Origin of the sequence: Paralteromonas sediminis, from assembly GCF_003820355.1 — a bacterium.
GTDB lineage: Bacteria > Pseudomonadota > Gammaproteobacteria > Enterobacterales > Alteromonadaceae > Alteromonas_F > Alteromonas_F sediminis.
The window spans coordinates 226,721-245,230 of record NZ_RPOK01000002.1 but is presented as its reverse complement, the minus strand read 5'-3'; the positions used below and the strand labels follow the sequence as shown (position 1 = coordinate 245,230).

15 protein-coding genes are annotated in these 18,510 nt (G+C 45.1%); 2 read left to right on the top strand and 13 right to left on the bottom strand.

The window, feature by feature from the left end:
- Window positions 1-21 precede the first annotated feature (21 nt).
- Both DRW07_RS06315 and DRW07_RS06310 read left to right on the top strand, forming a co-directional pair.
- Complete coding sequence (locus DRW07_RS06315; RefSeq protein WP_124027055.1) at window positions 22-729, top strand: cytochrome b/b6 domain-containing protein; 708 nt, start codon at window positions 22-24, stop codon at window positions 727-729.
- A gap of 29 nt (window positions 730-758) precedes the next feature.
- A complete protein-coding gene (locus DRW07_RS06310) occupies window positions 759-1,694 on the top strand; it encodes a GAF domain-containing protein (protein WP_165870426.1) in 936 nt (311 codons plus the stop codon).
- A gap of 4 nt (window positions 1,695-1,698) precedes the next feature.
- Here the strand turns inward: DRW07_RS06310 and DRW07_RS06305 are convergent, their stop codons facing one another.
- The 13 genes from DRW07_RS06305 to DRW07_RS06245 all read right to left on the bottom strand — a co-directional run bounded on the left by DRW07_RS06305 (window position 1,699) and on the right by DRW07_RS06245 (window position 18,470).
- Window positions 1,699-2,763, bottom strand: a complete 1,065-nt coding sequence (locus tag DRW07_RS06305) for an alginate lyase family protein (RefSeq protein WP_124027053.1) — start codon at window positions 2,761-2,763, stop codon at window positions 1,699-1,701.
- Between the two features lie 14 nt (window positions 2,764-2,777).
- Window positions 2,778-4,187: an alginate O-acetyltransferase AlgX-related protein gene (locus tag DRW07_RS06300; protein WP_124027052.1), complete on the bottom strand. Its 1,410-nt coding sequence runs from the start codon at window positions 4,185-4,187 to the stop codon at window positions 2,778-2,780.
- The gene (locus DRW07_RS06295) at window positions 4,184-4,804 is read right to left on the bottom strand and encodes an alginate O-acetyltransferase AlgF (protein WP_165870425.1); all 621 of its coding nucleotides are present in this window, start codon (window positions 4,802-4,804) and stop codon (window positions 4,184-4,186) included. The genes DRW07_RS06300 and DRW07_RS06295 overlap by 4 nt, the downstream gene beginning before the upstream one ends.
- Window positions 4,801-5,874: an alginate O-acetyltransferase AlgX-related protein gene (locus DRW07_RS06290; RefSeq protein WP_124027050.1), complete on the bottom strand. Its 1,074-nt coding sequence runs from the start codon at window positions 5,872-5,874 to the stop codon at window positions 4,801-4,803. The genes DRW07_RS06295 and DRW07_RS06290 overlap by 4 nt, the downstream gene beginning before the upstream one ends.
- 10 nt (window positions 5,875-5,884) lie before the next feature.
- Entirely contained in the window at window positions 5,885-7,216 is a 1,332-nt protein-coding gene (locus DRW07_RS06285) for an MBOAT family O-acyltransferase (RefSeq protein ID WP_240630524.1), read from the bottom strand.
- A 140-nt stretch (window positions 7,217-7,356) separates the two neighbouring features.
- Window positions 7,357-8,685 (bottom strand): SEL1-like repeat protein, encoded by a 1,329-nt coding sequence (locus tag DRW07_RS06280; RefSeq protein WP_124027048.1) that lies wholly within the window; start codon window positions 8,683-8,685, stop codon window positions 7,357-7,359.
- Window positions 8,672-10,186, bottom strand: coding sequence for a right-handed parallel beta-helix repeat-containing protein (locus tag DRW07_RS06275; RefSeq protein WP_165870424.1), 1,515 nt, complete (start codon window positions 10,184-10,186; stop codon window positions 8,672-8,674). The genes DRW07_RS06280 and DRW07_RS06275 overlap by 14 nt, the downstream gene beginning before the upstream one ends.
- Before the next feature lie 4 nt (window positions 10,187-10,190).
- Window positions 10,191-11,570 (bottom strand): alginate export family protein, encoded by a 1,380-nt coding sequence (locus tag DRW07_RS06270; RefSeq protein ID WP_165870423.1) that lies wholly within the window; start codon window positions 11,568-11,570, stop codon window positions 10,191-10,193.
- 11 nt (window positions 11,571-11,581) lie between these two features.
- Window positions 11,582-12,727, bottom strand: a complete 1,146-nt coding sequence (locus DRW07_RS06265; RefSeq protein WP_124027045.1) for a PilZ domain-containing protein — start codon at window positions 12,725-12,727, stop codon at window positions 11,582-11,584.
- A gap of 24 nt (window positions 12,728-12,751) precedes the next feature.
- Window positions 12,752-14,224, bottom strand: a complete 1,473-nt coding sequence (locus DRW07_RS06260) for a glycosyltransferase family 2 protein (RefSeq protein WP_124027044.1) — start codon at window positions 14,222-14,224, stop codon at window positions 12,752-12,754.
- Window positions 14,225-14,230: 6 nt separating this feature from the next.
- Window positions 14,231-15,550 carry a nucleotide sugar dehydrogenase gene (locus DRW07_RS06255; RefSeq protein ID WP_124027043.1) on the bottom strand — a complete coding sequence of 440 codons (1,320 nt, stop codon included), beginning with the start codon at window positions 15,548-15,550 and terminating at the stop codon, window positions 14,231-14,233.
- 129 nt (window positions 15,551-15,679) lie between these two features.
- Window positions 15,680-16,486, bottom strand: coding sequence for a hypothetical protein (locus tag DRW07_RS06250; RefSeq protein ID WP_124027042.1), 807 nt, complete (start codon window positions 16,484-16,486; stop codon window positions 15,680-15,682).
- Window positions 16,487-16,586: 100 nt separating this feature from the next.
- Window positions 16,587-18,470 carry an HDOD domain-containing protein gene (locus DRW07_RS06245; protein WP_124027041.1) on the bottom strand — a complete coding sequence of 628 codons (1,884 nt, stop codon included), beginning with the start codon at window positions 18,468-18,470 and terminating at the stop codon, window positions 16,587-16,589.
- Window positions 18,471-18,510 lie beyond the last annotated feature (40 nt).

Below are 18,510 nucleotides of genomic sequence, written 5' to 3'. Positions count from 1 at the left end.
CTATGCAATAATGAAATTCAAATGCAACCAATAAACGATTTCATGGATCAGCAGACTCAGACTATTTGGGATATTCCCGTTCGCATTTGCCATTGGGCTATTGTGTTATTAGTGATCGCACAATGGGTCACCGCCGAATTGCTTGACGACGCCATACAATGGCACGCATGGTTTGGTTATGGGTTATTAGGTGTTGTGGTTTTTCGCCTTCTGTGGGGCTTTATTGGGTCTCGGTATGCTAGGTTTGGGCAGTTTTTAGCATCGCCCAAAACGGTTTTACACTACTTAGTCGCGACGTTTAAGGGAGAAGCACCTACCTATACTGGACACAACCCGCTCGGTGGATGGATGGCTTTATTTCTTTTGCTTGTTTTACTTGTCCAAAGCATTACAGGCTTGTTTATGACCGATGAAATTTTCTTTTCAGCGCCTTATTTCAGTGCAGTAAGCAGTGACGTACAATCGTTGATGAACACACTGCATCATCAAGCGTTTACCGTCATTCAGATTGCTGTGTTACTGCATGTTATTGCAGCCCTTATTTATGTTTTTGTTAAAAAGCAGCCTATCATCAAAGCCATGGTTACAGGCAAAAAACCGACGCCCGAATCAGGCATTTCTCACGATTACTGGCTAAAGTTAATAGTGAGCATAATTGTGATTTGCGTCCTACTGTACTTGACAGTAGTTGTGTGGCCCCCCGAGCAAGAAGCGCTGTGGATGTACTAATTGAATAGGTTTTTAAATAAGGAATCATTGTGTTAACACCCAGCTTCCACCCCAATGAAGAAGAGCGCCTGAGAACCTTGCAATCACTTAATTTATTGCAAACGTTACCAGAGGAAAGGTTTGACAGAATAACCCACTTAGCCAGAAACCTATTCAATGTTCCCATAGCTTTGATTTCTCTGGTGTATGAAGACAAACAATGTTTTAAATCCAAAGTGGGTTTGGAGGCCAGCGAAACCGCACGAGAGGTGTCTTTTTGTGCCCATGCGATATTACAACACGACATTTTTGTTATTGAAGATGCACTAAAAGACGACAGATTTGCCGATAACCCATTGGTAACCGATGATCCTCAAATCAGATTTTATGCTGGCGCACCGCTGATCCACCCAAATGGTCTTCCACTGGGTACTTTGTGTTTAATTGATCAACAGCCGCGAACCTTAAGCCAGGATGAAAAGCATTTACTCACTGATTTGAAAAGGTGCATTGAACTAGAGTTGGTCAACCAAGAGCAGGTCTCAGTTGATTCAGAGACTCAGTTGTCTGATAAACAAGGATTTTGCTTACTTGGGCAGTACAGTCTAGATTTTTGCAGGCAACATAACTTAGACGCGTCTTTGGCGTTTCTATTTGTGGATGGTTTACTGAGTCTTCGCACCAATGAAACCTTATATGCTCACGTACTCCTTTTGATAAAAGAGCATTTCCTGTCATTATTCAGAAGTTCAGACCTAGTGGGTCGCTGCGACCCAACCAGTTTCGTCGCCCTGTTAAGCAACGTACCGCTACATGACACTGAAGCGATGTTAGCCAAAGTTATTGAACGCATAAACGGCGCGCTAGACGATGTCGAAACCCCACTCCCCGTTACACTTAAGGCGAGCATTGTAGCGAGCGCCGCTGATGATTGCGTTGAAGATTTAATATACCGGGCTTTCACAAAACTCAATGACCAACTTTAAGCGATTATCCATTAAACAGGCTTGAAGTATCCCCGCCAAGGCGGGTAAATCCGTCAGGTTGGTATTTCTCTAACATCAATTTTGCAAGAGGGTCGTCCGTCATCATGTGATAAACAGGCAACCAAGCAAGCCGCCCTCTTTCTGTTATGGGATAGTCAACCTGTTGCTGATCAGTCAAGCTAAAGAACAATGCCTGTGATTCGATCCCCATTAATACGTTACGTGCCAATAATTGTAAGCGTGGATCTAGCCCCTGAATCAAGTCGCCATTTACTTGTAAAAAGCGTGCCACCGTGATGATAGGTGCGATTGCAAAATTGTGATATTGATGAGCGCGACTCGCACGGTTTAACTCATTTGGCCAAAAACCTTCTGAATTAATTTGTGCTAGTGCAGTTTCGAATTGCGCTTTCGCCCAGTTATAGTGGGTACGTGACTGGGTAACTGCACTTGTTACCATAACAGCCCACGCAGCCCAGTACTGGTGGTTGTTTATCTTGTCTCGCGGTATGTCTGAATAATCAGTAATCACTTTATCAGCCAGCTTACTCAACCAGGTTTTTATGGCCTTTCGGCTATCCTGAAGCGGTTCATCCTGAAGACTATTATGCAAATCATGAAGCTTCAAATACTGACTGCTCAACAGCGCGAGGTTCCATTTTCTAATCGCTTTACCGGTACCATTGGCCTCAGCTAGCAAGGCACCTTGACTTGCCCATTCTGCCAACCTGGATAACACACATTCATAATCCTGCCGTTCGCCCTTGTCTCGGTATAGCCTGCTGGATAACTTTGCTATGCCCGCACTAAATTGATTAATTTGTCTTGTCTGTGCCCGATAACGCGCTTCGCTTTCTTCATTCAACTGATCACGAGAGCCATCTGAGCCCTCATATTTACTTGGGAAAATTAATGAATCTGTATATGCAGCAGGCACTTTGCAGTCCGTTTCTGCTGCCGATTCTTTCAGTGCTATCTGTTTTGCAAAACCCGCGGGGAAAACCACAGGTGTACGCGAACAACTCACCAACGCAAAACTCAAGCATAAGAGCAATATAACCCGAAACATAACTTTGCTTTACCCTAGTCCACGTAGGGTAATTGCGAGCGGCAGATGCGAATATCGGTCGTCAGTTTATCTGGAGGTGATGTTTTGCCTCTGTAGGAGATATTCTCGACATCCAATGCAACAATCCCTTCGTTTACGTATTTATGATCCAGTCCAAGGTTTGACAAAAAGCGGCCGCTAGTTGTTGTGCCTGGCTCACGACGCAGCGTAAACCCTTTTGACAGCCCCGATGAAAACCAGGCTCGTACACTGACATTCTCTATATTGGAATGGGAGAATCGCACATCAAAAAGCAGATTTTTCGACCTAACATTGGCAAATTCAGTTGAAAAGAGCGCATTCTTTTTCCCTGACACAGGGTTGAGCTTCACTGAACTCGCCAGCATCATAGTGTTAGTAGAATCGCAGCCGTTTTGGAAATAAGGCAAAATTGCATCAAAATATCTGGCTTCAAACTGCCACCAACCGGGCACTTCCCAAATAATAAGATCGGGTTTTCGTTTTTCAAAATCGCCTGATTTAAGGTAGTTTATCCACGAGCCCGTAAAACCACCGCCCGTGGTTGAATAGTCAATAACTGGAATATTAGAAAACTGCTGAATGTACCCTGAAAAGTTAAACCTGCGTTGGGCTGAAAAGCTGGTGCCAATAAGCACAACATGGGGATCATCAGTTGCTTCATCGGTAAACAGCCCCTCCTCAGACACTAACTCTGTAGTGACGTGCGTTTCCACATATAACCTGGGATAACTGAAGTCACACAGATCTTCCACCCCATTTTGGATATTCTCGTTGTTTGCAATAATACCGCTATAGGTTGTCTCAAACCTAGCAGGCCCCTTATCGCGATATCCTAGTTCCGCCATCTCATCAGCGATCATTTTAGCAAAATAGATGGCCCCCGCCTGAGACCAATGCGCATCTTTTGGAAAGAACAAATAAGGCTCGCCATTGTGCTCAAACGCAGATGCAAAATCGGGCACGTAAATGCCTTTCTCACGAAAATACTGAAGCGCTGTGATATAGGCTTTTCGCTTATCTTCTACCTGATAACCCGCTGCGCTTGCTCTGGTCAACTCAGGGTAAAGCAAGCCACGAGTCGGCGGGTACACTAGCATCAATTTAATACCTTGTTTCGCCAAATAACTGACTAACCGGTCTAACTCCTTAGCGCCTATACGGTCTTTGAGACCAAACTCGGGAGGAAAATCACGTCTTGATGTAGATAACCATCCCTCCTCTCCCTGTTGAATTCTCCAAACACTTTTTAGATAACTCGTATCGTAAGCGGCTTGATCATTCATCGCGGCACAAGTGGCTGGATAAGTCTTAACAGTATATGGAGAGTCTGCGCGTGATGTTCCCGACGAAAAAGCAGAATAAACAAGCAAGGCTAGCGCTATTACACTCAGGCATTTTTTCATTGCTCACTCTCCGTGATAAGCAAAGAGGTGCCATTTTCGTTTTGAATAGCAAAGACACTCGTAACCCTATTTTTTTGCAACAAGAGAGGTTCTGATTCAATCACACGCGTCTCTCCCCGATATAGTGCGACCGGTAATTTTACCGCTTTAATGACGCGCTCCTTACTGCTTTTAAATGCGATATTGTCAAGAATAGTCGTTTTACCATTCAACGTTTTCATTGAAAGATCATCGTTATGGCTAACATTGTAAAGTCTCAGCAGTGCCATGCGTTTATTGTCAAAGGGCGTATCTTCAATCACTATGCTGCCACCTTGATTTCCGAAATAGACCAAGGTAAGTTGTTGACCAGGCTGGAGGCCATCAGCTATCGATTTTTCATTCACCTTTAGCTGTATTTCTGACGCGGGTAAGTAACCGTATTCGGTAATTTCTAATGCGTTAACGTCGATGGACATTCCCTCACTTACCTGCAGAGCTACTTCTGAATCAGACAAATTAAGCAACCTAAAAAATGCAGCATCAGGCGGTGGCGCAGGCCCATACAGCGCTTCATCAGCGCTTACTACCGAGCAAAACAGACAAACCATTATTAATATGACTACCCTTGCCTTCACTCTTTCCTCCGTAGTTCCTGTATGGAATGTTGTGTGGTCGTTGGTTTTTGTACCATATATCTTACGGGCACCTCCCATATTACATGACGAATACCTAAATCCTGCAAGACCTGTTGTTCAATAAATCGTTGCATGGGTACAAAGGGCCCCTCGCCCTCTTCAGCAAAGTTAACCACTTCTGCGCCAAGCGCATGCTGCAGTGCGCCTGCAAAATCCCATCGCTGATCGGCACTATAACTCGTGCCAATCAGCGCAAGTTCAGGTGCCAACGACTCGCTAAAAAGGTCATCAGATTCCGCTTCAACTAAGGAGGTAACAGGTTTGGACAGACTTTCTGGCTCAAGGTTTTTATTTAACCATTCGTCACCTGCAGGAATAAAGGTGACTAAATCGCCTAGAAAGGGTTCAGGTTGCATCAATGTGCGTTCAAATTGCGTATCTCGACGCAAACTCTTGAAAGTCTCAGACATGGCCATCGCCACCTTAGATGCCCCCATCGGTGTCCAGTGGGTATCCGTCCTCATAAACATCTGCTCTGTCTTAGCTGATGCAGCCAGTACAGGGTAGCTATCAAGGTGCGAAATTCGCAATTTCTCCAGCTGGTTAGCCATGTTTTGGCGAACCGCGTAATTTATCAGTGCGCTGTCAAACGGTGAGTAGTCCTGATAAACCTCTATTTTTGTCGGTATCATTACCAGATATACGTTAACTTGGTTGTCATTTAGCAAGTGAACCAACGACCGGATTAAGCGCAGATTTTCATCAAAGTATTTATTAGCTTGTGCTGACCATTCGTATTCTTCCGTGCTAAACAGCCACCCAGAGTCACCTATCACGACGCCAGACTTACCCTCCTGAAAAATGCTAAATTTAAGCTGGGTCCAGGCGTTTATGAGTGATTGCCTTAACAGAAGTTCGTCCTCTAGCTGTTTCTCTACAAGCAATGCGGCTTTACCTTTAATAATGTCTTGCGCACTGACGTCAGGCATTTGTGGCCAGTTGACCAAGGTTGCCATACAGAACCCAACCAGAATAAAACTAAAAAGAGCTGCATTTATTGTTTTAATCATAGTGCTCCCCCTAGAACTGAAAATACAGAAATGGAGAGTAACTGGATGCGATCAAACTCATGAGCGCAAGTACAAAGAGCGGCATTTTCAACCATTGCCCCAAGGTCACAACTAATGCTGCGTCAAGGAGCCTTTGCAACCCGGTGAAATGCTGCTTGAGCCCCTGAAGTAAAATTATTGTGCAAGCTATAAACAGGGTAGTAACAGAAAGCCGGGTAATGGCATATTGATATTCCACCGAAATTGCGACACTGCCCACAGAAAAAAGTGCACTCAAGTAGCCCATTGCATGGGGCAAATCATCTGCCCTGAAAAAAACCCAACCCACACCTACAAGCAGTATCGTTAGACCCCAACGCAATATACTGAAACCTGAGTATTCTGCTGTGCCGAAATAACGCTCGATCGCCAGTAGTGCCCCGTGCCACATACCCCAAACAACAAATGTCCAGTTCGCACCATGCCATAAGCCACCTAACAACATTGTTAAAAACAGGTTTCTGTATGTGCGATATACGCCATTGCGATTTCCCCCTAACGAAATATAAAGGTAATCACGTAGCCATGACGACAAGCTGATGTGCCACCGGCGCCAGAATTCGGTGATACTCTGACTGATGTAAGGTTGGTTGAAGTTTTTTACAAACCTGAACCCCATCATTAGGCCTAAACCAATGGCCATATCGCTGTAGCCAGAAAAATCAAAGTACAACTGAACACTGTATGCAAGCAGTCCAAGCCACGCATCAGCAACACCGAGCGCACCACCCGCAAACATCGTATCGGCAATAGGTGCAACATTGTCTGCAATCAGTACCTTTTTAATTAAACCCTGAATAAATACGGCTACACCTGAGGCAAACACGGTCCATGAGTGCTGCCGTGAATCGAACTGACTGGCCAAGTCTTTGTACCTGAGTACCGGCCCTGCGATTAATTGGGGAAAAAGAGAAATAAAAGCGGCAAAGTCAATGAATCTCGCCGCGGGAGGCGTGTCTTTTCGGTACACATCAATTAAATAACTGATCGCCTGAAAAATATAAAATGAAATGCCGATGGGCAGTATTACCTCGCCCAAGGAAAGTGGCGCTGCCCCGACGCTGGCAAGCGCACTATTGAGGCTTTCAACGCCAAAATTAGCATATTTGAAGTAGCCCAGTACGCTCAGGTTTCCACTCAACCCCAGTGTTAACCAGCGCTTCGCATTGCGATGCTTGCACTCGAGATTGTTGTGTATTTGTCTCGCAATGCAAAAGTTCCACATGGTAACAAGCGCAAATAGCAACAAAAAGTCAACGCGCCACCATGCGTAAAACAGGTAACTACCGACAATAATTGTCACCGAGCGATAGCGAAAAGGTGTTAGGTAATAGCAACTTAGAAATAGTGGTAAGAAGAGAAAAAGAAATACGCTAGAAGAGAAGACCATGCGTTTGCCTACCGGCCTATTTCATTGTAAATCATCTTATTACCTACGCCCATTCATGACTCCGTGGTGTCAACGCTAGCCATTTCGTTTTTGATGTTATTGTCAACTTGCGTCCGTTCTTGGCTTGTCAGAGTTAAAGCGTCCAAGCGCGCCTGATCGCGCTCAGCCAAGGTGTAACCAAATAATTTGAATACACCTGCAAAGGTATGTGCGTACACACCGTTCACCTGCACACCCCGCATGCCGGAAAAGACTCTCATCAGTTCTCTGTATGCCTGGGGATTTCCCTGTCTGCCTGAATCAACCAGAAGGTCGACACCTTGTTGCAATTTCACATAGCCAAGCCGTCCGGATAAATAAAGTCGCCCTAAAAAGAATTTAGCATCCTCATGGGCAAGTACACTTTGTAAATATCGCTCACCCACAGCAGGCCTTGCTACTAGGTGTTTACCTTCAATATGAATATTCGCCAGGATGACACTGGCTTCAGCGTTACCGGCTTCGTGTAACTGCTCAAGTCGAGCCAGAATATCCGCTTTACCTGTGGCATATGCCTCGTCCAGTTTAGCGAATCGCAAAAAGAGCGCATCATTGCCGGTGAGTGCACCGTCAACGAGTAATCGCGCAAATTGAGGATAGCTGGGCACGGCTCCACCTTCCGTTGTGACCAATTGGCTGAGTAACCGTGTAAGGTGATCATCATCAATATCACCTTGCATGTAAGCGGCATTTGCCTGTGAAACAATGCGAGCGAGACTTTCACTGTCGTGCAATTTTGCGTATCGCAATCGAGCCAGCAAACACTCGTATTTCATTTGTAAATTAGCCTGGCACAACGCATCAAATTCAGCGAGAAACGGTCCCAAATCATCAGCATAGGCCAGTACTTTTATGCCATCTTCCTCTGCGTCCGGTCCGCTTATCATGTTGACTATACTGCGCAGCGTATCATTGCTGAGGGTTTGCTTTGCCGCCAAGAGCCTTACCAACTCAGGACCCACATCCCCATCGCTACGCATTTGTTGTTGCAATAACAGCACTGCCTCATCATACAATGCATCATCTTGCTGCGCGTAGTTAGCCAACCATCGTACATACCTAGACATATACCTATCGGTGTGCTGGTTTACCTCTGTAAACCAGCGTGCGGCCTGTGCCTTGGCATCAGGTGAAGGGTCCTTAGCATATAAACTTGCGAGTTCACCTTGTGCCTCGACATACCCCTTTTCCGCTAGAAATATTAACGCATCTACACCTTGCTCGTAGTCTTCATTTATAATAGGTTGATCAATAGCTTTTTTTGCTCTGTCAACGTCAGCCAGATTTGCACAGCCCGCAGCGGTTATAATTACCAATAGTATAAATAACTTATGGGTTTTCATTATCACCTGCCTGTTGATGCTCGAAAACGACCTGTGCGGCGTTCTGACTGTCCCAAGTCGTTACTTTAATGGCAGCATAATGTTGCTCCAGATCGCCACGGAATGGTCGACTGCCATTACTTTCCAGTCTTAACTGTGCGAGCGTTAACGACAAAGCCTTTTCACTAAAGATGCCACCACTGTTGTTATAAGCAATTAAGCCGCCTATTACCTCACCTGAACTTTCCATGCGATAGGGATCGATGTTTAGATCACGCTCGGTCTGATAGCTGAGGTCTCGGACATGAAAATACACGCCTGCCCCGCGATTATTTAAAACAATATTGTGATGCAGTTTGATGTCGGTACTGTTGCGCACCCGAATACCGTGATCTGCGTTATCATATACCCTATTACCAAACACCAGATTATTAGGTGACTCGTAAATTGTTATGCCGTCACCTTGGTTGTTATAAGTTTCGTTGAATGCCACAACATTGTTTCGGCTCTCACGCTCTACCATAATGCCTGTGCGCGCGTTATTTTTTGACACATTGTGCACGATAAAACTGTCGTTGACGTGCCTAGAAACGATAATGCCGTGTCTTTGCGTACCTACCACTGTGTTATCAGCAATCAGTAGATTGACAGAATAATCGTGAGGATCTATGCCATAAATAATATTATTATTGTAACGATTACCTACAATAACCACGTCTTTTGCACCAAAACTGTAAAATCCGAAATACAAATCATTAAATTCAGAATCAACAATATAGCCGGTTGGCGGTTTTGCGGTTTGCTGCCGCTCTGCACCTGATAATTTGGTGAGGAGTTTAGGCGATGCACTCTTAAGACTGATACCGTAAGAGCCACCGGAATCATGTCCTAAAGAAGTAAATTTTGCATTGATAAGGAAGGTTTCACTACCACCATAGCTTTGGATAAATGGCCTGAATGCCTTCTCATCACCTGAGTAAACGCTATAACTGTTTGTACTTTCAAGCCAACCTTCAACACGGGCACTGTCTACCACCAGCTTGCCGTTACTGTGAATAAAGGCACCTCGTTCCGCCGATAAACGCAACGTATCACCGGGCTCAATCAACAATGCGGCATCAGCCTCAATAATAATGGGCAAGCGCGCGACAAACATTCCTGAATCAAGGCGTTTAACCAACCGCGGGAGTTGCTCAGACAATGCGGTGAGCGTAATCCTCCCACCGTCGATAAAAATCCCGCGGGGCAGTTGTTTTTGAATATTCGCAAACATAAGAAAATTGCGGGAGTAAACCGAACGCAAGTACTCCCTTGACGCTTCTAACCTGTCGATGGACACAGTCGCTTGACGCTGCGGCAGCGTTATTTTTTCTCTCACAGCGTCTGGCGTATAAACCGTATAGTCGGGAATGATTGGCTTAGTAGCTGCATCGACAGATAAAGGCACCTTGTTAACTGTTCCCGCAAAACTAGCTGCTAAGGAGAATGACATTAGTGTGATGCAAACAATCGTTTTAAGCATAATTTCAGTACCTGAATTGCGATTCAAGCGTAATGCGATAGTCATTATTTTGGTTTGTCAGCCCTGTGCCTGGGTCAAAAAAACCCGCTCTGAGGCGCAACACATTAAGATTGAGAAACCAACCGTCTTCGGGATAAAAGGTAACATTGATATCAACACTCTTACCTACATTTGACTGCCCGTCTATCACGTCGATTTCACGTCCACCTACATATACCGGAGACGCGTTATCCGTTTTTTGGTAGTGACCAAGCAGGAGCACACTCTCCCATTTTGGGTCTGGATTCCAGGTCGCGAACAGACCATGGTAGGTGAGGTTACTGATATCCGCTCTGAATGCTTCGTTAAATCGGAACAAATACTGTCGATTGCCAAACGCACGTGTGCGGTTGGTATGAACGCCTGTCTGACTAAAGCGCTCGGATTCTTCCGCGCTTTCTCCACCACTTGCTCTGGTATACATAGCGCCTAGAGACATTCGCTCTAAATCGATGCGAAGGCCAAAATCCAGGGCTTGAGCGCTGATATCTCGGTATGTCAGCATATTGCCATCAAAAGGCTGTACACTTTCTCCCTGCTGCATTATCCACTCAGCTTTGTAGGCAAAAGTGCGGTACGGGTTACGTTGATCCCAACCTGAGGACACCTTAATACCAAACCACAGACTGTCGGCATTCGCACCAATCGATGTATCTTGTCTAGCCTGACTGAGATCCTTCAAATCCTGCTTACTTTGCATGAAGCTTGCGCCGATATTGTGATAGGCCGTCCAGTCCCACGCTATATTTCCAAACCAACGCAAGGTATTGTCTGCACGTGTAATCAGGTCAGAATTAGTTCGGTAGGTATCAAACTCCTCGCCCACCGCTAACAACCAATCCAACTGCGTCGTGTCACCTTGCCAGGTCAATGACTCGATATCGACATCCCACCACAGTCCATCACCATTTCTCAGACGTTGCAGGCCAAGCGTCAGGTGTTCACCCGGCAAAGATGTTAATCCGTGATAGCGGATCCATGCTTCGCGCAATTGAAAATAATAATTGTTGTCCGAGTTGGGCTCTCTAACCGTATCTGTGTCGTCGTCAAACAAGACCACGTTGCTGCTCGATAAATAGGTCCTAGTATCGACTTTCCAGCTAAAGTCAGCTCGCTGAAATACACTGCCAGTTGCTGCCAAACGCAACTGGATATAGGCATTGTCTTCATTAAGACTACTATTGCCGGGGCGGTGGTTAAGGTCTCTGCTTGATACAGCAAATGACACCCAAGGATCCCATTGCAGTGCTTGAGGTACCTCGTCAGATAACACCTGTAATGTGCCAGTACCCAGGATAACCCCAGCAATGATAGCTTTGCTCAAAATCCAATTACGCGTTGCCACAATACCCTATCCTAAAAACCAGAGAGCTCGCCCACTTTTACAGTCACGGGACGATTGAGGTATTTAAATGGAATAGCTTCATCTGTGGTTATGGTTGCCAGCACACTGTGAACACGGTGTTCCTCAGAGCGAATAGGCTCTGGCACTTGCAGCTTAGTAATTACGCCTGATATCTGTCCCTGTTCTGGTGAGATGTAAACATCTACCTTTGTACCCTCTGCGATATCTTGAAGTACGTCGTGAGCAAATCGCGCCAACACGATAGTTTGGGTGTTATCTTCTCCAAAGTTTGCAATGGTCTGGCCTGCTGATACAAATTCACCCTCACTCACTCTCAGGCTAACTACCTCACAATTGCAACGGCTTTCAATAACACTGCTGACCGTCTTACCTAGTAAGGCATTCAGGTCTTCATCTGAAATTCCCGCGGCACTGGCAATGGATGAAGTATCAGACAGCGCCGGGGATTCAATAACGGCAATCGGCTGACCTATGGAAACCTTATCGCCTTCTTTTACTTTTAACGTAACGGGCCCAGACCTTGGCGACGTAGCCACTGAAGTCTGCGCCGATACTATGGCAGTATCCGCTTTGATAACAAAGAACGACTGATGAATGCTGAACAGTACATAGGCAAACGCTAGCAAGCTTAAAAAGACAAAAACGCCGGTAAATATCAGTGCCCGAAGTTTTTCAGAACCCGATAACGCTTTCGAAAAGTCGACCCGCTCTTTGGCAAAGTTTTCCCGTGAAAGCGTGGTGAGAATATCATCGAGTTGGGTGACCTCACCGCTCAGAAACTTGGTGATAATAGTCCGCAGCGTGGAAATTTCCTCGCGCCCTAAATTATGAAATTCACAGCCGTATCTTACGGGGTCATTACCGTGTTTCGCCACAACTTGGAAATTGACTTTAAGTCCAATTTCAAGACTGTCAAACTGAAAATGTACTATACCGGATCTAACATCCCCGGCTGTTAACTCAAGTTCTTCACCGGAAATGGCAAATCCACTGGCTGAAATGTCCAGCAATGGATATTTTTTCTCTTCACCCTGCTCGTTTTTCATAACGAGCGTACTGGGAATTTTGACCCGCGAGTGCCGTCTTTGGGTTTCTGACTCGTGAACCAATGAATTAGAATCGGAACCAGTGTTCATTAACTTGTCACCTTATTTTTATATTCAAACAAGTCGCAAAATGAATGCGAAAAACAGGCAAAATGCGCCAAATGTCATAAGCCTGGTTGAAATTACGTTGAAGTACCTCTGAAAGGTATCATCACTCTTTTTGCTAGCGGTTTTTTGTCTTGTCCAGCTTTGCCTGTCTAAACGAAATGTCACATAGACTTTCATCAGAGCGGTAAATATTTGATTAAAATACAGTAATGCAGGATACAAGGGCCCCACGTTATGCCCTGATAGGCGTAGTAAAATCGCGACTAAAGAACGCGTCAACGCCACCCACAGCAGATACATGATCAAGAAGAAAATATCATATTTTAACCCACCTACAATGGCAGCAGCCAACCCAACCAAACTTGTCCACATGGAAATTCGCTGATCCCATAAAACATAATAGGTTAGCAATCCCAGCCGCCGCAGCCCTAGCCTAGTGGCACGAAAATTTTGTCTAAGAGAATTACCTGACCAGCGAAACGTTAATTGTCTGGCTGCGCGTAAAAAGTTCTTATCGGGTGGATGCTCCCAGGTATTGATCAGCGCATCAGGCACATAATAGGTATCCCAACCGCGCTTCATTAACGAAAACCAGCTTGATTTGTCATCACCGGTGAGGAACTTGAAAGTGCCTAAACGCCAGTGTTCCAAATGATCATTTTCGACATCTTGGATGAACTCGGTTTGCGTAACAACTGCAGCCCTGAACACTGACATACGCCCTGTAAGGGTTAATACGCGCTTTGCTAACCCCATACTACTCATATTGACGTGCCGCTGCGCAAAGCGCAATTGATGCCACTGGCTCATCAAATAGGAACCCAACACATGACATTTTTCATTGGTTGTCAGTGCTCCCACATTGGGATACAGCGAAAAGTAAGGGGCACATTTTGGTATGACCCCAGGTTGCAACTCAGTATCACCATCTATAACAGCAACCAAGGCAGTTTCGTCAGGAAGGTCTTTTGCTATGCATCGAAAGCCATTTGCTAGACCATCACGCTTGCCTGTTCCTGGAATACGTACGATTTTCAACGCTACATGCGGAGGTGGCGAAAAGGCCTCCCACAAGGTGTTAACCAGAATCTCATCACTCATCTCCACAATAGACGCTACAACCGTGGCAGGGTAGCCGCACTCAATCGCTTCTCGGATGACAGACTTATAAACTTTGGCCGTGGTCATGGCATCTATTCTAAAACTGGTCACCATAAGGTAGATATGTGAGGGAGGAACGCGCTTTACGGCTTTATGTGCCCACTTACGCTGGTGCGGAAAGATAAAATAGATAAATATCATACCGCGAATGTAATGCATTATCCCAACGCCATAGCGCCAAATACCCAAGGCGCCTATGATAAACAGATAATTAGGACTGTTTTCATCAAAAGTGCCTTCTGGAACAGCAAGAAATAGTATCCCTACTACACTAAACCAGAGTAGCCAACCACAGAATGTCATCAACCGATTCAGCATACGCGTTTACCAACAAATACCGTGCTGATTACCTTCGCTTCTGCCTTTCATCACACCAACCAGATCAAGCACTTCCTTATCATCAGGCAAATGCTTCACTATTTCGATAAATTCAGGTTCAGGGTTACCAATTATCACCAAGTCAGCAAAGTTCAATACCTGCTCAACGTTATTATTAAGCAATCGCAGCAAATAAGGAAAAGGTACGTGACGCGAGAAAGAATCATCTTGCTGCATTTTTTCAGGTACTGACGTTAAGTTAGGATCATATATCTGAAGGTCATACCCCTTACCGGTAAGGATACTCGCCAACTCAACCAATGGGCTCTCTCTTAAATCATCGGTACCCGCTTTGAAGCTGAGTCCTAGTAAGCCTATTCGGGTTTTACCTATCTTGTTTATCAGGCTAAACGCCTTGTAGATGTGTTTCCTATTACTTTCCAGCACAGCGTGCACAAGAGGCAACTGAATATGTCTGCTGCGAGCAGAATGGTCAAGTGCCCTTAGGTCTTTAGGCAAGCATGAACCGCCAAAAGCAAAGGCGGGCCGCATGTAGTAAGACGAGAGGTTTAGTACTTTGTCTTCGCACAATACGTTCATCACGTCTCTGCCATCGACATCGAATGCTTTCGCAAGACTGCCGATTTCATTGGCAAAAGCCACTTTGGTTGCATGCCATGCATTGCAACTGTATTTAATTAACTCGGCAGACTCAATTGACATGGAAATCAGTTTACAGGGCAAGTCAGCATAGAGGTCTTTCAGTACTGACTCAGAACGTTCGTCCAGACACCCAATTACCGTCATAGGTGGATTTCTGTAGTCTTCTACGGCCGTGCCTTCGCGAAGAAATTCTGGGTTGGTTGCCACGCCAAAATCCACGCCGGCTTGTTTACCTGACATTTCTTCCAGTATGGGTTTTACTACCCCCATCACTGTGCCCGGCAAAACAGTACTTCGGATAACCACAACATGGAATTCAGATTTTTCTTTGAGTGCTGACCCAATATCTTCACAAACACGCTCTATGTAGGTGAGATCTAAGCCTCCGTTTTTATCGCTCGGTGTGCCAACGCACACAAACGATATATCTGAGTGTAAGACGGCTTTTTGTGTATCAGAAGATGTGGTTAATGTACCCTGTGTCACCGCCCTAGTGAGCAAAGCATCTAATTGTGCTTCTACTATTGGCGCTTTACCTGAGGCTATCAGCTTATTCTTTTGCTCGTTGATATCGACACCGATAACCTGATGACCGTCGTTAGCCTGACATGCACAGCACACAGCACCAACATACCCCAACCCCATGATACTTATTCTTGCCATATTCAGAAAACACTTTCTTACTATCTGATTTAGCAAGTATTTCACGATATCAAGAAGTTCTCCAGAGATTGTTGAACAAAAAAAAGCACCGCATAGGCGGTGCTTTGTATTCCATCGGTTATCTTGTTATTACGCTACGCTTTTGCGCGTTTTTACAATCCAGCCCATTGCAATCAACAACATCAAGATCAAAGCTGCAGGTGCATTAACCTTTGTCGGAATGTCAGGCTTTGGTTCAATCACTGGACGCTTGTTAGGCTCGCCAAAAGACACGTAATTTTTTTGCTCTAAGTTTTTCACTTTGTCATGAGTTACTTTGTCGACGTCAAACGTCATTTGCAGTGAACCTGTCTCTTCGATTCCTTTAAAAACCGTCTCAAGCAAGGATGAATCCTCTGTAAAAAACCAACCTACGCCAGTATGCCCACCTAAAAAGCCTGTCATGCCCTCTGGTGTGTCTACAATCTCTTCACCTTTTTGCGTAAACGTCACCGTTTCAACCGTTGAGAAGTTACCTAAATTGGCACCATTCACACCCAAAAAGTTTTCGTTTGCCTGAAACTGACCTTCGATACTGTCAACACCCTCCATTGTAGCGTTGTCACCATCGTACAAGGACAAGCGGATCGCCAGTTTGGCAATACCACCGATCAAAGAAGACGAGAATAATTCAGGGTTGAACAAGTAAGAGCCAATTTCTTCTGACGCCAAACCCGTTTCTGAATCTGTTGTGACGGTTTCACGCTTCATAAGTGCATCCGCACCAAGGAAAGCGTTAAATCTGTCACCTGTATCCCAAACAATATCAATCACAGCGCCACCAAAATCGGGGATAGCGTTATCAAGCGGTCCAGCGCCTGTAGGTGATGACATCATCAAACTTGCTTGTGCAGTTCCACAAACAATACTAAGTGATAACAATAATACTCTTAACATGACCACAATCACCAATACTCCTATTCATGCTGCAAAGGATACTACTCGGCAAAACCGCTGAATATGGCAAATTCCGACAATTTCAACAAAAATTAGGTATCTACTTTAATACCAATGTGCCGGCATGTTCCCACAATGCACTACATATTGCGACAAGTTTATCACTAAGTGGTTCAAATATTTGCGTTTTCTGGTCGCCATCTGAAAGTTCAGATGCTATATATACACTAACTTGGTCTTTTGTCGCAGACTCGTCTTTCCAACATTGCTCCGCTATTTCAACCAATTTTAGTGTTTGATGAAGTATGCTCGGTGCCTTGTTGGTGTCGGCGTTCAGAAAATCAGAACAAATACCACTTTCTCTCAAAACCTTCACTATATCGGATGGAAACGCCCACAGGTTTAATAAAACCTCTGTGACTTGCACGCTGTGAATACCCAGCCTCAAACGTTGCAAGTTAATTTGTTCACGCCAGGACAATGAATCCATATCTTCATGCATTAATTCTTCAAAGCCTTCTGACAAACAATAAGCGAGTCCCAGATGGCCGATATTATGTAACAAAGCAGCAATATAAATTGTAAATTTTTGATCACTCTTAATGCCTGCAATGTCCGCAAGTTCAGCACTTATCTGTGCTGCCGCCAACGACCTAAACCAAAATCGGTCATAAGGAAAGTGACTTGGCAGATCAGAAAACACGTCTGTGCTCAAAATGGTGATGACAATTGCTTGCAGCTTTTGTACACCCAGAACAGTAAGAATAGCCTGCTTAACTGACGCAATGCCTGAGTACCCATAAAGTGCACTGTTAGCAATAGTGAGGACCTTAGAGGTGATCACAGGGTCCGACTCTACTAGTGCTACCAATTCATCAATATGGAAATCATCGTCTCCAATAAGGCTGACAAGTTTTGGCAACATGGTCGGTGGTGCCGGAATGGACTCTGCAGTGATCAGGTTATCGATTTTGTGTTCAGCGGCCAAACTGGCAAATCGCGATTGCATAGCGACGGGCGTGATCCCCTGCCAGGTTTTGAACGCCCGCTCAAAAGTTGCACGCTCTGAATAACCAAGGGCATTGCCTATTTCGCCAATAGACATACCGCTAAATAACAAATCCAACGAACGTTTGCTACGAACCCGATTAAAGAGATCTCTAAAAGAGATATTGGCGCTTTTAAGCTTTCTGAGTAGGTTACGCTCACTCATATTCAACTTTTCAGCGACCCATGATTGATTGACATGATGAAGGTTAGCCTGAGATTCAATCAGCCTTTGTACATGAAAGGCCAGTGGATGAGGCTCTTCCTCACTGCCTAACTGAGACATATCCCGCACAAAAACAGCGTGTACCTTTGCATTTGCCAATCTGGGCAGGCCAGCCGAGCCTGTAAATGACAATATCAGACAACTGTTACTGGTGGCCGTACAGCTGAGGCCAAAGCTTTCATTAACAATAGGGATGACGTCGTTACGAATGTGCACGCTGGCTTGCTGATTGGATTCGCTAGAAAGTAAATACAGCCGCAATAATGCGCCAGTGTAAAACAAGTCTAATTGATGCGCCTCGAAATTCAGGCCATGGAATTGAAGTGCCGCTTTGTCATGAGATTTCCCCACACTCAATGCGCCAGAAGGAAGACCAATGTGGTCAGCAAACTTCACTGCCGTTCGACACCATGTCGTCCAGGATGGGCTGGAATACAATGCCCTGCCATATGAGCCAAAACTGCGCGGAGAAAGCGCCCACCCCATTTCAAAAGAAAAAAGCGGGATTTGCGTTGTATCACTCAGAGCTTGCAAGAGTGCATTAATGGCATCGGTGTTGTGTTCTCTCTTAGAAAACTCGGCAAAAGATAAACCTGACTGCGCATTAATACAGGCATTAACGCTATCCTGCCCCGCCGCGTCTATCGCAGACACTAACAAAGAAGATAATACCTTCACTGGAATGGGTTGCCCAGAAGCGTCACTTGTCATTGATGTTGTTACCACACTACACAAATCACTATTATTGAAA

Excerpts from the sequence above, each read along its gene's own strand:
- DRW07_RS06315 (WP_124027055.1), top strand. The coding sequence starts at position 22 with ATGCAACCAATAAACGATTTCATGGATCAGCAGACTCAGACTATTTGG.
- DRW07_RS06305 (WP_124027053.1), bottom strand. The coding sequence starts at position 2,763 with ATGTTTCGGGTTATATTGCTCTTATGCTTGAGTTTTGCGTTGGTGAGT.
- DRW07_RS06300 (WP_124027052.1), bottom strand. The coding sequence starts at position 4,187 with ATGAAAAAATGCCTGAGTGTAATAGCGCTAGCCTTGCTTGTTTATTCT.
- DRW07_RS06290 (WP_124027050.1), bottom strand. The coding sequence starts at position 5,874 with ATGATTAAAACAATAAATGCAGCTCTTTTTAGTTTTATTCTGGTTGGG.
- DRW07_RS06280 (WP_124027048.1), bottom strand. The coding sequence starts at position 8,685 with ATGAAAACCCATAAGTTATTTATACTATTGGTAATTATAACCGCTGCG.
- DRW07_RS06275 (WP_165870424.1), bottom strand. The coding sequence starts at position 10,186 with ATGCTTAAAACGATTGTTTGCATCACACTAATGTCATTCTCCTTAGCA.
- DRW07_RS06265 (WP_124027045.1), bottom strand. The coding sequence starts at position 12,727 with ATGAACACTGGTTCCGATTCTAATTCATTGGTTCACGAGTCAGAAACC.
- DRW07_RS06260 (WP_124027044.1), bottom strand. The coding sequence starts at position 14,224 with ATGCTGAATCGGTTGATGACATTCTGTGGTTGGCTACTCTGGTTTAGT.
- DRW07_RS06255 (WP_124027043.1), bottom strand. The coding sequence starts at position 15,550 with ATGGCAAGAATAAGTATCATGGGGTTGGGGTATGTTGGTGCTGTGTGC.
- DRW07_RS06250 (WP_124027042.1), bottom strand. The coding sequence starts at position 16,486 with ATGTTAAGAGTATTATTGTTATCACTTAGTATTGTTTGTGGAACTGCA.
- DRW07_RS06245 (WP_124027041.1), bottom strand. The coding sequence starts at position 18,470 with ATGACAAGTGACGCTTCTGGGCAACCCATTCCAGTGAAGGTATTATCT.